The following is a 14196-nucleotide window of genomic DNA, read 5'->3' as shown; positions in this document are numbered from 1 at the left end:
ATTCCAGTTTGTCATCCTCCTGGCCTTTTGCTGTTGCTGCTTATTTCAGTGAAGCTTCGCTTTTCTGTTTCTTATCAAACACCTCCAGGCTCCACTCGTCCTGCCATCTCAGAACCGGCTTTTCTCCTTCAAACTCCAGGGGCAGCCATACATAGCGGCCATCTATGGGGTTTTTGGGACGCCAGCGGTCGGCCATAAAAATATAGGCGTCTTTCTTACCCTGCACCGGCAGTAAAAAGGTGCTCTGCGACTCAAAGGTAAGCTCCGCTCCTTCTCCCACACAGGGGTTGCCCAAAGGTTTCCAGGGCCCCATAACAGAGGCTGCCACAAAGGAGCGTGCCGCATTGGGGTCCCAGCCGGTACAGCCGGAAGTGATCATGTAGTACTTGCCATTGCGCTTGCAGATGGCCGGGGCCTCGTTGTGGCCGGCAGGTGCCAGCACACTGTACTTACCGGTAAAAGACAAATAGTCGTCGGAGAGTTCGGAAATGTGCAGGGTCAGGTTTTCTTCTGCAGAATGAATGTGATAGGCTTTGCCATCATCGTCTACAAACACGGTCATGTCGCGGGCCATCTGGCCTTCCTTTAGGTCGCGTCGTAAAAGCAGGCCCTCCTCCACCTCCTTTGTCCAGGGTTTTGTCCACCATTCCAACTTGGTTTCGTCTACCTTTTTGTCCTTCAGGCTTACGGGCACATTTATCGGCCAGTCTCCTGCGTTGGGCCTGTATGATGTCAGGTATGTAAACGGCCCTGTGGGAGAATCGCTGATGGCTACTCCGGTTCTGGCAGCTTCGTAGCCTTTGCCTTTCAGCTCCAGGTGAAACCACATTACAAACTTCCTGGTTTTGGCATTGTACACCACTTTCGGCCTTTCAATCACGCAGCCTTTCACAATCTCCGAAGTTTCGTCGTCCACTACCTTCAGCACAATACCTTCGTTCTGCCAGTTGTACAGGTCGCCGGAAGAATAGCAACCAACGCCGAACAGGGTGCTGTTACCGCCCCGGCCCGCTGTTTTGTGCTCCCCGAACCAGTAGTACTTTCCTTCATGATACAGAACACCTCCACCGTGCGCGTTAATATGGTTGCCATCCGTATCAGGCCAGATCTCGCCCGACCGGATGGCCGCCACAGGTCCTTCCGCTTTTTGTGCTGGCAGGGAAATAGCCCTCGCCAGCAACAGTAAAAGTATCAGAAAGCCAAGCCAGCTCCTCATTTCTGAGATAGTTTAGAAGTTGCTTTGGTAATAGGCCTGATCAGGTAGCTGTAGCTATACTGCTTGTCGTGCAACCTGTAAGGCTCATGTGGCAGGCGGCCCCAGCTATCGTCGCCACCCAGTCCACGCTGCTTCAGGTCTACATGCAGGCTTACCAGGTCGCGCTCTTTCAGGTCTATAGGGTGCCGGTTCTGCTTTTTCAGGCCCGGGTCTAGGTCTTCGGTCAGGTAGTTAAGGGCCGTAAAGTTGAGGGGTTGCAGCCCTTCTACTATAATGCCGCTGCCAGCACCATTGGTAAGCTCTACCCAGCGCACATCCGTCTTGTTCCCGCTTTCCTGCGGACGGATATAGTACTCATGGAACTGGTCGCTCACTTTGTCTCTGTAAAGCCCCACCAGCGAGGCAGAGTTACGATCGCTGTAATTCTCCCAGGGGCCACGGCCATAATAATGCAGGTTGTCGTACTCCTTTGGCAGTTCCATGCGCATGCCAAACCTTGGCAGTTCCGGCATTTCTATACCGGTCATGTCGATAGAGGCAGTTACCTGTACGGCACCATCGTTCTGGATCAGATAGTCGATGGTATAGGGTATTTTCTTGTCGGTAAGCTCATAGGTAACTTTAATCGGCTGGCCCTGCGCCTGCTTCTTGCCCACCTGCACGTTCACCAGTTTCATGTTTTTGTGGGCCTCTTTCCAAACACCCAGCCTTTCGGGCATTTTGTTGCCAAAGTCGTTATCGGTAGGGGCGCGCCAGAAATATGGCTCCGGAAACTTGCTAATCGCTTTCTGGCCATTCTGCCCAAAAGTTAGTAGCTCCCCGGTTCTAATATCGAACTCACCGGCCACATCTCCAGACGTAAAGCTGAGCGTGTTGCCTTTTGTCCTGATCTTCAGTTTACCGGCTGCTTCGCCGGTGTTGGCAAAGTAGGCATTGTCGCTCAGGTCGAATTGATGGCGCGAAACTTCGTGGCCCGCAGGCACAAACGGGCTGGCCGTTTTGGTGTAGGCAAACACATTCAGAAAGTACTCTTCGCCGCTCCTGGTGCTGATGGCCGGCAAGGGCAGTGTTACCTCTTTTCGTTCCTGTGGCGCCAGTGCTACGGCAAAGTCTCCTTCTTTTTGTAAGGTGCCGTTTTTAATGAGCTGCCATTTAAAGCTGTATTGGTCGAGGTTGGTAAACCCGAACTGGTTCTCTACGGTAATCACGCCTTTCAGCGGATCTTTAGCGCCGAACTGAATGTCGGCATACACTTTCTTTACCTCGTGCAGGCCAGGGTGTGGGGTGCGGTTCGCAGATACAACGCCATTGGCATTGAAGTTCTCGTCGTGGTGCAGCTTGTCGCCACCCAGGTCGCCGCCGTATGCCCAGAACACGTTGCCGTCTTTGTCTTTGGTTTTCAGGCCCTGGTCTACCCAATCCCAGATAAAGCCACCCTGCATGTGCCTGCTGCTGTTAATGATATCCCAGTAGGTCTGGAAGTTGCCCACGCTGTTGCCCATGGCATGCGCATATTCGCACATAATGTAAGGGCGGTACTTGTCTTTGGCTGCGGCATACTTTTTCATGCTTTCGATGCCCGGGTACATAGGTCCTACTATATCGGTGTTCTCGTTCTCTCCTGCCTGCTCAAACATTACCAAACGGGAGTTGTCGCGGGTTTTTATCCACTTATAGGCATCGTAAAACACAGGGCCGTTGCCGCACTCATTGCCCATGCTCCACATAATAATAGAGGCGTGGTTCTTGTCGCGCTCCAGCATCCGCACAATGCGGTCCATGTGGGCCGGCGCCCACTCTGGCAGGTAGGCCGGGTGCTTGCTCTTGTCAAAATTCCCCTGCCACTCGGCTCCCATGCCATGGGTTTCAATGTTGGCCTCATCCACCAGGTACAGTCCGTATTCATCGCAGAGTTTGTACCAGAGCGGGTCGTTGGGGTAGTGGCTGGTGCGCACGGCGTTGATGTTGTTGAGTTTCATCAGCTCAATGTCTTTGAGCATCGATTCTTTGGTTGGCCTGTGCCCGGTTACATCGTCGTGTTCGTGGCGGTTTACGCCTTTCATCAGCACAGGAACTCCGTTTACCAGCATCTGCGCATCTCTCAGCTCCACTTTCCGGAAGCCGATCTTATTGCCGGTCATGCCTACTGTCTTTCCTTTGTCATCTTTCAGGGTGATAACACAGTCGTACAGGTTCGGATGCTCGGCACTCCACGGCATTACATTGTTCAGGTTTCCGTTAAAAGCCAGTTGTAGCTTTCCTGCTCCTTTGGTAGAGATGCTTTTCTCCTGCGAGAATACTTTTGTGTTGCTCTTATCAAAGATCTCCACACTTACGGTCGCTTTATCGGCTGTTTTGCCCTCGAACTTGCGCAGGTCTACGGCAGCGCTGAACACACCGTTCTTATAGCTGTTATCGAGGTCGGCCTTTATAAAATAGTCCCAGAGGGTAAGCTTTGGCAGCGCCTGCAGGAACACATCCCGCTCTATGCCGCTCAAACGCCAGAAATCCTGGTCTTCGAGGTAGCTGCCATCGTGCCAGCGGATAACCTGCACGGCCAGCTGGTTCTCTCCCGGCTTCAGGAACTTGGTCACGTTAAACTCAGCTGGCGTTTTAGAAGCCTTCGTCATGCCTACTTCCCGGCCATTTATATACACCAGCGCGTAGCCCGAGATCGAGCCAAAGTTGAGCATGATCTCCTGCCCGTTCCAGGCAGCTGGCACCGTGAAGTTGCGGCGGTAGGTGCCCACTGGGTTGTAGGCCTGGTCGATAACGGGCGGCTTGGCCGGGAAAGGATAGCGCACGTTGGTATAGATCGGAATGTCGTGCCCTTCTATTTCCCAGTTAGACGGCACCGGTATGGTGGTCCATTTGCTGTCGTCGAACCCGGGCTTGTAAAAGTCTTTCGGGCGCTCGGCCGGTGTTTTCACGATAGAGAACTTCCAGTCTCCGTTCAGCGACTGGTGAAAAGGCGACTTGCTGTAGTCGTTTTTCCGGGCGTCTTCCGCATTGCTGAACAGCATAAAATGCACATGCGGCTTTTCTTTATTACGCTCATACACCTTCGGGTTTTCCCACTCGTTCCCTGCCTGCTGCGCCGCAAGCAGCTGCGATATAAAGAGGCAGCACAGGATTAATACATTAAGCTTGAACATAAAACGCTTTAATTATTTTGGATGATAATGTTGAATCTGTTTTTAACTCTTTCATGCTTCTTTCTCACAACTTGAGGCGAGCCGGATCTATTTGTTAGGGCGGTCGCTACAAGATAAAAAAAACTTACATTCGTTATTTTAGCCTGAATTGAAGGCTCCCAGATTTTCATTTTGTCAAAATTCAGATAATTGCAGCACTTGGAAGGGGGAAAAAGCCTCTGTTTATAGGGGGTATATTGGTAATTCAGGCGCTTCGGGCGATTTTATACCCCATGTTTCTACTTTTCGGGTCTGGATAGTTTTGCTCCCATATTTAAAGAAGCCATCACCACGTTTTCTGCACTGGCTACCGCTCCTCCCTGTGCCAACCCGGAGGCTTAACGGTAGGGGTTCAGCAGCAGCGGCAGCAGTGGGAGTACTCGCAGGAAGGCCATTTTGATTAGCATAATTGCCCCGGAGCCAGCCACAGGAGACCAAGCAGAAACTATTAACGTCCTGCGTAAAGGCATCTTATGTTACGATCTCCTCCTCTTTAAACACTTTCTCGTTTAGGGTATAGTTTTTATGAAACGGCTTCCGGTATTTTTTAATGTACTCAGATGGATTCATTCCGAAAAGCTTGTTAAACTGCTCCCTGAAGTATTTAATGTCGTTGAAGCCCGCCTGGAATGCTGCTTCGTTAACCTTGCAATCGGTGTTTATCAGCACCTTGGCCACCTTGCGCAACCTGATAAACCGGATAAAGTCGTTGACAGACCTGCCCGAGATGTCTTTTACCCGCTTATACAGATTGGAATGGCTCATGCCCATTTCACGTGCAAATACCTTTACGTTAAAATCCGAATCATCCATATGCCTTTCGATGGTCTCCACGCAGGCATCGAAAAAGTCGCTGTACTCGGCAGATATTTTATGCCTGTTCGATTTGAGCGTAACCTGATTGTAGAAAAACTGCTGCAGATTGTCCCTGCTCTTCAGCACGCTTTCGACACGGGCTACCAGCAGGTCTTTCTGAAACGGTTTTGTAATATAATCCACGGCCCCTCCTTCTATCCCTTTCAGCCTGAACTCGGGAGAGGAACTGGCTGTAAGAAGAATAATAGGGATATGGTTTAAAGAAGCGTTTTCCTTTATTTTCAGGCACAACTCCAGACCATCCATTACTTCCATCATCACATCACTGATGATAATATCTGGCAGATGTTCCTGGGCAAGTGCCAAACCAGCCTCACCATGCTCAGCTTCCAGTACCGAGAACGAATCTGTAAAGATTTGCCGGATATACTGCCGTATTTCTGCATTATCCTCTACGAGCAGCATGGTCGGTTTTTCAGAAATCAGGAGGTCTAATTCGGTATCCTGTTGCACTTCTTCCGCCACCACAGGTTCTTCTGCGGGTTGTGTTGCCACCACCAGCTCCTCCAGAAAAGCAGAGCCCCTGGTGCATTCTTCATCCAGAACACCGGCAGGAACATTGTCCGGCACAGTAGGCAATACAACCGTAAACCGGGTTCCTTTACCTACTTCGCTTGCGTACAAAATTTCCCCCTGGTGGCTCTCCACAAATTTTTTGACCAGGTACAAACCTATGCCAAAGCCGCCGGTTGCCGCCTTGCCAGAGCCATAAACCTGCTGAAACTTGTTGAACAGCTTCTCGCCTGTTTCTGGCGGAATGCCGCAGCCACTGTCCTGCACGGTTATCTCCACCTGCTTGTTTAGCTCCACCAGCCGTAGCTCGATGGTGCCAGAAGCGGGAGTAAACTTAAACGCATTAGACAGCAGGTTAAACAGCAGGATCTCTATCTTTTCACGGTCTCCAAAAATGCTGACCGATTTGTTGGCGCAGCTGAAGGTGTAGGTAATATTTTTGGTTTTGGCCTGGTGCGTAAAACTAAGGTATACCTCTTCGCAAATCGTATGCATGGGCAGCTTCCCTATTTTAAGGCTGTCTTCGCCACTATCGGCCTTTCTGAAGAGCAACAACTGGTCTACGAGCCCCAGCAGCCTGCGGGCATTCCGGTAAACCACAGCCAGGTCCTGGTAACTTAAGTGGTCGCGTTTTTTATCGGCAAGCTCCTTAATAGGGTTTATGATCAGCGTTAAGGGGGTCCGGAACTCATGCGACACGTTTGTAAAGAACGATATCTTTTTCTCGTTCAGTTCGGTTTCCTTTTCTGCCTTAATCCGGGCTATATCCAGCTCGTACTTCAGGCGGGTTTGTTTGGCTTTGTACCTGCTGTAGCCATATACCAGTCCTGCCACTAATGCCGCGTAGGCACCATAGGCCCACCAGCTTCGGTACCAGGGCGGCAGCACCCGGATGTGCACGACCCGCTCCTGCTCGTTCCAGACACCTTCGGCATTAGTCGATTTGATGCGTAAAATATAGTTTCCTTCGCGCAGGTTAGAATAGCTGGCAGTGCGCTGGTCGCCGGCATAGTTCCAGGTTTTATCCCAGCCTTCCAGCATATAGGCATAGGCAATCTTTTCAGGCGCCGTAAACTCCAGAGCGCTGAAACTGAATGAGATAAAGGCTTTGTCGTAAGGCAGCGTAATATTGCTGACATCATACAGGCTCTGGCCCGCCTTTATGATATTGTCGGCCGGCGTAACTGGTTTGTTGAACAACTGGATGCCGGAAATAACCAGGTTGGGGAACGCATGATGCATCTGCACGCTATCCGGATGGAAAATATTAAAGCCTTTGATTCCACCGAACAACAGCTCGCCTGAACTCAGCTTTAAAGAGGCATTGTAGTTAAACTGGTTGCTCTGTAGCCCATCGGCCTCATAATAGTTATCAAATTCTTTGGTTTGGGGGTCGAAAGACGAAATGCCGTGGTAGGTGCTGATCCACAGTTTGCCGTGACTATCTTCTTCTATGGTATGCACCGAGTTGTTGGCCAGCCCCTCGGTTTCGGTGTAGGACGTAAATTTTTCGGAAACAGGGTCGAAGTGCAACAGGCCATGCCCCTGCGAACCTACCCACAGGTTGCCACGCTTGTCCTGGTACAAGGCACGCACCGGGTAGTTTAATGTATACCGTTTATGCTTTTTGTCTTTCTTGTCGACTTTTACCAGCTCATTGTAGGTGCCAATCCAGAGTGTTTTTGCCCAGTCTTCCAGAATGGTGATGGGTTGAACCAGTTTCGGGTCAAACAGTTCAAATGCATCGGCTGCCCGGTTGTACCTATACAGCGGACCATCTTCCGTAAGGCCAGCCCACAACGTTTTCTGGCTGTCTTCATACAGTCTCCAGACATATTTATGAGGGCCACAGGTGTAGTGAGTAAAGGTGCCGGTGGCGCGGTTATATCTGTTTATGCCCCCGTCCCAGGTAGCTATCCAGATATTGTCTGCATAATCCCTCACGATGCTGGTGGCATAGTTGCTGCTTAGCGAGGTGGGGTCGTTCTCGTTGTGCACAAAGTTCCGGAAGGTGTTATCGGTCCGGTTCCACAGCGATACACCACCTCCGTCGGTGCCTATCCAAACAGCATTATCAGCATCCTCGCAGAACGACAGGGTAAAATTATCTACCAGAGGGTTCTTGCTCAGCAAATCCTGCCTGATGGTTGTAAACTTGTCTTTTTTCTTGTCTAAAACGTTTATGCCTCCCCGCTGCAGCCCAATCCACCACCTCGATTCTTCATCTTTGAGCAAGGAAGTGACGGCATTACTGGTCAGGTGCGTTTTTCCGGTGCCCGTTTGTATGGCGGTAATCTTACCGGTAGTCAGATCGAGCACATTAACGCCTCCGCCATCTGTAGCCACCCAAAGGCGGTTCTCTTCAGAGGTGTTGATATCTACTACCCTGCTGCTGCTCAGCTTACCAGTTCCCTTGCCGTAATGCGTGTAGGTCTTTGTTCGGTGGTTGTACAGGTAAAGCCCCTTATCAGTGCCTATCCAGAGTCCATTCCGGTTTGCTGCCTTTATTACATTTGCCTTATCGATAACGTTATCCACCAGGTGCAACTGTTTTGTTTCGGGGTTGTAACGATGCAGGCCTGCATGCTGCACCATTACCCACACCTTTCCATCGGCATCAATGTGCAGCGCCCTGACCGAGTAGGAGGCATTTTTCGGTTCCGAATGTAAGGCTACTTGCCGGAAGTTCCTGTGATCTGTGTTGCTTACCAGCAGACCGGAATTATCGGTTCCTACAAATACCTGCTGCTCTTTGTCAATTTCGATCTCATTAATATCGTTTACTATCTTTTTGCGACCTGCTGCCTGCAGCGGGTAATAATAGGCCAGCGAAAAACCGGATGTGTTGCTGTTTAGCACGCAGAGGCCTTTTTTTGTACCCACCCAGATATTGCCCAAAGAATCACCGTTTAAGGTAATCAGCTGGTTATGAATAAGCGAGGTGGTGTCGTCTATGCGGTTGCGGTACACCTTGAACTGATAGCCGTTGTATTGGTTCAGGCCGTCGTCGGTGGCAAACCAGATAAACCCGATCCTGTCTTTGTAAATAGCATTCACCGTGTTGTTCGACAGGCCATGCTCGATACCCAGGTACCCGAAAGACTGTGAGAATGCCCTGGAAACAGAGAGAAGAAAAAGAAAAAAGAAGAATAAACGTGCATTCATGCAGCGAGATAATAATTTAACGTGCGCAAGAGCTCTTTAAACAACAGCTCTTTCTAACAGACTTTCAGAACATCTCTTACTAATGATTGTTCCAAATATACCACATTTGTCTTAAAAAGCTAGGAATACCTTCCCTCCTTCAAACGCCACGATATTTTACCTAATTAATTAATAAACAATACTTTACCTGATTTACCTGGTAAAAAGGCGGCCTTACCCTGTGCAACTATTGCGCTCAAGCCAACCACTGCCATTTGTTCCATAGCCAATCCTGTTGCCGTGCCAAACTTGTTGAATTAATATTTCCCGCTGGCACCCCGTAACAGGTTATGCGCCCGGATTATTTAAATGAAAATGGCCCTCCAGAGGTTTCTGTCGCTGCTGCTGCTGCTGCTGCTGCTGCAACATGAATTCAACAGAAAGCACTTTACTTACTGAAGGCCTCTGCTATCTGTTGGAGGGTTACGCCCAGTACTTTCTCGGAAATGCTGTTGAGACCTGCTTTGTCGCCGGTAAAATGGAACACGTTGTGCTGGTGCGTCAGGGTCTGGTTCGGCTTGAGGAAGGCGGCCGGGGAAACGCTCTCTATCTCGTAGAATGGCCCCATCTGGCTTCCATCCTCCAGCGGCCCGTCGTTGTACGCGTTCACGGCGTCTCCTTTCAGCGGGTCTTTTGTGGTAGTCCACTCCTGGTTCAGGTAGGTGGCTTTGTTGTCTACATCGAAGGTGGTGATGGTGAGCACCTGGTTGGCGGGGTCGTAGCTGCCGGCAACAGGTTTGGCCCGCTCCGGCGAAAGCCCCAGCTTGCCCCTCGACTCGCCATCTGCCTTAAAGAAAAGAACTCCCGACCTGTAGGTAATCCGGTCTTCTGGTATCTCGCCAAAATAGTCGGTGGTGGCTACCTTGCCCGGAGCCTGCTCCTGGTAAGGCAGCACAATGACGGTGCCGGGCGATGGGTTGAACATGTCGAGAATCCAGATGCAGGGAGCGCCGGTTTGCCTGGTCCAGGCCTGCTCCCCCACGTTGGTGAGGGCATTATCGGTGCTGAAACCTACTGCTTTTACGTTATCGCCAGCCCTCATGCCCAGCTGCTGCTCTATGTCGGCAGTGCTCAGCAGGCGTATGTCGCGTTTTATACTGGCCTTCAGGGTGGTGCCGGCATAATTTACCAGCTCCGTCTCCTTTGTCAGCGTTACCTGGTTGCTACTGCTGCTGCCGGACGCTACCTGCCAGCTCTCCGTATCCATAGCAGGTGGTGTCACCCAGTTGTCGAACACCATGTCGGTGCCTGGTTTGAAAAAGACCGAGAACCGGCCACCTTCCGGACCGAGCCACAGCCGGTTCTCGCCGCCGTAGGCGTTCATGTGCGGGTCCGGCTTTGCATCAAAAGCCTTGTAATTGATCCAGCCAAAGCTCCTGCCAGCCAGACCATCTGCGGTAGAGGTGAAAACTTTGCCCTGGTATTTGGCCGAAACCAGCACCTGCGCCTCTCCGCTCTCGTCCTTGAGTACAATCAGGCTGTCATCCTTGCTCCTCAAAAAGTCAAGGTCATACCCAAAGGTGCCCGCTTCTGCCTGTGCTGTTTCTGCTGCCTCTGTCTGCTGCGTTTCCTTTTTTTCTGATGGCTGGCATGCCTGTAAGCTCAGCGCTAGCAGCAGGAGGGCGACTGTTTTTGTAGATGGAAGTAGGTGGAACATGAACTGGTGAGGTTTAAGTTGGGCGTTACTATAGGCTATTTATCTTTTCCGGGTCAGGTAATCTTTGGCGCGGTTATCGGTGAGCAGTTCCCAGATAGAAGCTACCGTCCAGCCCGGGGCGAAGTGCAGGTTGTAGAAGCCCTTTCCGAAGTGGCCGTAGTCCCACTGCGTGTGCTGCACCACCTCGGGGTAGTAGCCTTCTTTGGCAATGTCGGCCATGTGCCCCGGGTAAGGCAGCAGTTGCTCCCGCATAGAGGAGCGAATAACATCTGCAAAGGCCGCAAAGCGTTTCTCGCCGGTTTCCTGCGCCAGCCATTTCAGCACCTCGTCGAACTCAAAAATAAACACGTCAATGTGGTTGTTCTCTACCGACACGTTGCCCCAGCCGCGGCTTTTCAGGCCCACATCGCCAAGCATCTGCCCCTGGGCAAACGGCACATCCCAGGTGTAGTACCACGACAGCGTGAAGTAAGCCGCCTGCTGCGCCAGCCGCTTATACCGTTCCCGCTCCTTGCCTTTGGTCACCATGGCCATGTAGTAAAGTGCCGTGGCCGCATAGAGCGAGGCCTCTTTGTCTTCGCAGTCGGCATCGAGGGTGGAGGAAAAATAATCGGATTTGGAGATGATTTCCTTTTCCTGGTAATCGATAACCTTACGGGCCGAGTTCAGGTACTTGGCATCACCGAAGTATTTATAGGCCATTACGAGTGGCAGCACCGCAGAGGGAGAACTGCCGCCGGTGGGGTCTACGAGGTGCAGGTCGCCTTTGAACTTGCGCGGGTAGTGCCCGTCTTTTTGCTGCAGCTTCAGGACGTTAGTCAGCAGCCTTTGTATGTTTTTCTCCCACTGCGGGTGCTTCCGGCCGTTGCGCTTCTCATAATCGAGGTACAGCAGGGCCGCGTAGATGCCCTCCGACTGCCTCCGGATGGAGTAGGTGGTTTCTTCGGTGTTGTTCTCCATATTCACCACCTCCCTGAAAAAGCCCGTGTCGGAGAAGCCGTGCTGCTCGTAGCTGCCCAGCACGTTCAGGGCTATCTGCCTAAGCTCCGCATCTTTGTGCTGGTCTGCAAACTCCAGCGCGTTAAAGGCATTCAGCAGCACCCGCCCGATAAACCCGACTTCCAGGATCTTTAGCTTCTCGCAAAGGTGCGTTTGCAGGTGAATGCCGGAAAAGCCTTTCAGGTTGCCCGCCTCTACATAAGACTGGGTGTAGAATTTGGTGAGGATGCGTTTGATTTCCTCATCTGTAAGTTGGTTGTCGGTTACGGGCTTGGGCTGGTACATGTCGTAGGAGCGGGTCCAGATCTGCTTCATGTAGTCGGCGTAGTCGGTGGCGGCAAACTTCATGAGCCGGTAGTGCAAGGTTACTTTTTCGCCGCGCTTCAGGAGCAGAAACGAGGTTACCGGATCGCCGAGGGTGAGTTTGCGGTAGTAGCTGTGCGGCGCTTCCTGGTACGGGTAGGCAAACGACAGGTAGGCTCCTCCGTTCGCTGCTTCTCCGAACCCCACGGCTCCCAGGTCTGAGTGTCCGCTCAGCACCACTTCGCCGTGGCTGATGGGTGCCAGCGCCTCCCGCTCCAGCTTATCCATGCGGGCCAGGGAGTAGCTCTGCTTTTGCTGCTTGTCAAAAACCCCGACCAGGGGCGAGCTCAGCCGGTCTTCGCGCACGATCCAGTTTTTGCTGACACGGGCCGAAGGCGCTTTATCGGGGGAGCGGAGGTTTTTGCGGTACCAGAAGCCCGGCAGGTACAGGTAAGAGGTGTCGTAGGTAATGCCGGGGGCCACAAACTGCCCCTGCAGGCTAAAATAGGCATCTTGCAGGGCCTCTATGGTGATGGTGAGCGCCACATGGTCGGCTTCCTGCTTTATGTTCTGGCTCACACTCACCGTCAGCTTGTTTGCTGCCTGCAGTTGCTCCTGCCCTTGGACAGCTTTCAGGTCGTAGGCTTGCGCCGGGTTGCCGGGCTGTTTCAGGAGGAGCTTATACGTCAGGTTTTCTGCCAGTTCGCGCTGCAGGTTCTGGGCCGCCAGTTGGGTTACAGAAATGCCAAGCAGCAGGAGCATCAGCCAACTTGCTTTAAAATTTATCTGCCGCCTGGCAATCAGTAGGGTGTTACCTAACATATGTGTGTTTATCATGGGTGCTGTGTGCTGCTGTTTAAGCTTTTATGGTGCTGCGCCAAACTCTTCTGAAGCTTACTGCTCGTCTCACGTTCAAATTAATCTAATGAAAATGGCCCTCCAGAGGGTTCTGTTCCTTTAGCTGCATAAGAAGGTTCCATATTTAGGAATTTGCAGCAAGTTCGCAGCTCTTTGGTCCATCGGCCTCAACCATTTCTGATCTTGAATTCCTAATTTACCTCCAGGTCGTTTTTGGCCGGAAGTTTCGGGAATTTGGCGTGCGGCTCGGTCTGGTACCAGTACACCACAGAGCTGATATCGGACTTCTGTGGCAGGTAGCGGTGCTCGCTTCGCCAGCCCAGGTCTTGGATGGTTACGCGCAGGTCTTTGTTAAACCGGATCGGGTCCATCACGTGCCAACGGTACATGCCAAAGCGCTGCTGCGATTCATATAAACCATCGGGCCTGATAACCTGGTGCAAGCCGGCATGCGCCGTGGAATACTCTTCGTACTGCTGCGTTTTTTTGTTCTCGAAGTTGTAGGAGCCCAGGAAATAATCTTCGGCGCCGGTGCCGTTTATGGTCGGGAATTTCTTGTCGCCGTCCATGTAGAACTTGATCTCACCTTCGCCCCACCAGCCTTTGTTGTTTACCTGCCAGGCCATGTAGGTGCCTACATAGTGGCCCTTGCCTTTGATGCCATCTATTAATGTGTGGATGGAGCCTTCGGTGGGGTTGCTCCTCCTGAACTGGGCATGGAAGTAGGCGGCATCATCCGGCACCTGGGTCAGGGTGTAGTCGACCTGGTAGAACAGGTTCATGCGCTCAGAGCTGATGTTCTCCATGGTGATGCGGCACTTGCGGCGGAACGGCATAACCCAGTAGCAGTTAAAGGCGCTGCCCGGGTTAACCTGCACCGGCAGGGAGTTGAGCGGTGCGTACTCGCCCCAGCCCATGCCGAAAAAGTCGCCGACAGGCACCTCTACCGACGGCTCTTTCTCATCGTCCCAGTAAAAGCGAAGGATGGAGTAGCGCCAGTTGCCGGTGGGCGTCATCCAGATGTGCTGAATGGCCCCGGGACCTTCTATCTCTGCCAATGTTACGGTCTGTCCGCCTTCTATCCAGACAAAAGGGTTCGTCTTCCAGCCCACGCCCAGTTCACGCGCCTGGTGGCCATGCACTCCTTCCTCCAGTGAAGTCATGCCGCCTTTTCCCTTTTCGCCGGTTATGTTCTCCGGGCTTATAGAGCGTGTTTCGGCGTCAGACAACCGGAACAGGTTGCCCATGTTCATTTCCAAACCATTAAAGCTGCCGGCTTTCTGAGCCCAAGCTGCCGAACAGATCAGGCTGCAGCAGATGAGGGTGATTACTTTTCGCATCATGTTGTAAGAATAAAAAAATTATGAATTTGATTA

6 protein-coding genes are annotated in these 14196 nt (G+C 51.9%); all 6 read right to left on the bottom strand.

Going from position 1 to position 14196, the window contains the following annotated elements; translation table 11 throughout:
- Positions 1 to 40: 40 nt before the first annotated feature.
- Entirely contained in the window at positions 41 to 1216 is a 1176-nt protein-coding gene (locus FJM74_RS21570) for a glycoside hydrolase family 43 protein (RefSeq protein WP_187264723.1), read from the bottom strand.
- Entirely contained in the window at positions 1213 to 4371 is a 3159-nt protein-coding gene (locus tag FJM74_RS21565; RefSeq protein ID WP_187264722.1) for a glycoside hydrolase family 2 TIM barrel-domain containing protein, read from the bottom strand. Before FJM74_RS21565 ends, FJM74_RS21570 begins: the two co-directional genes overlap by 4 nt.
- Positions 4372 to 4881: 510 nt before the next feature.
- Positions 4882 to 8964 carry a hybrid sensor histidine kinase/response regulator transcription factor gene (locus FJM74_RS21560; RefSeq protein WP_187264721.1) on the bottom strand — a complete coding sequence of 1361 codons (4083 nt, stop codon included), beginning with the start codon at positions 8962 to 8964 and terminating at the stop codon, positions 4882 to 4884.
- Between the two features lie 427 nt (positions 8965 to 9391).
- Positions 9392 to 10660: a DUF6786 family protein gene (locus tag FJM74_RS21555; RefSeq protein ID WP_187264720.1), complete on the bottom strand. Its 1269-nt coding sequence runs from the start codon at positions 10658 to 10660 to the stop codon at positions 9392 to 9394.
- 39 nt (positions 10661 to 10699) lie between these two features.
- Complete coding sequence (locus tag FJM74_RS21550) at positions 10700 to 12799, bottom strand: glycoside hydrolase family protein (protein ID WP_206684082.1); 2100 nt, start codon at positions 12797 to 12799, stop codon at positions 10700 to 10702.
- Between the two features lie 212 nt (positions 12800 to 13011).
- Entirely contained in the window at positions 13012 to 14163 is a 1152-nt protein-coding gene (locus tag FJM74_RS21545) for a glycoside hydrolase family 172 protein (protein ID WP_206684081.1), read from the bottom strand.
- Positions 14164 to 14196: the final 33 nt, after the last annotated feature.

The sequence above is a fragment of the Pontibacter beigongshangensis genome (genome assembly GCF_014332515.1).
Taxonomy (GTDB): Bacteria; Bacteroidota; Bacteroidia; order Cytophagales; family Hymenobacteraceae; genus Pontibacter; species Pontibacter beigongshangensis.
Note: the sequence above shows the minus strand (reverse complement) of the source record. Positions and strands in the feature narration are given on the sequence as shown.

Excerpts from the sequence above, each read along its gene's own strand:
- FJM74_RS21570 (WP_187264723.1), bottom strand. The coding sequence starts at position 1,216 with ATGAGGAGCTGGCTTGGCTTTCTGATACTTTTACTGTTGCTGGCGAGG.
- FJM74_RS21565 (WP_187264722.1), bottom strand. The coding sequence starts at position 4,371 with ATGTTCAAGCTTAATGTATTAATCCTGTGCTGCCTCTTTATATCGCAG.
- FJM74_RS21560 (WP_187264721.1), bottom strand. The coding sequence starts at position 8,964 with ATGAATGCACGTTTATTCTTCTTTTTTCTTTTTCTTCTCTCTGTTTCC.
- FJM74_RS21555 (WP_187264720.1), bottom strand. The coding sequence starts at position 10,660 with ATGTTCCACCTACTTCCATCTACAAAAACAGTCGCCCTCCTGCTGCTA.
- FJM74_RS21550 (WP_206684082.1), bottom strand. The coding sequence starts at position 12,799 with ATGATAAACACACATATGTTAGGTAACACCCTACTGATTGCCAGGCGG.
- FJM74_RS21545 (WP_206684081.1), bottom strand. The coding sequence starts at position 14,163 with ATGATGCGAAAAGTAATCACCCTCATCTGCTGCAGCCTGATCTGTTCG.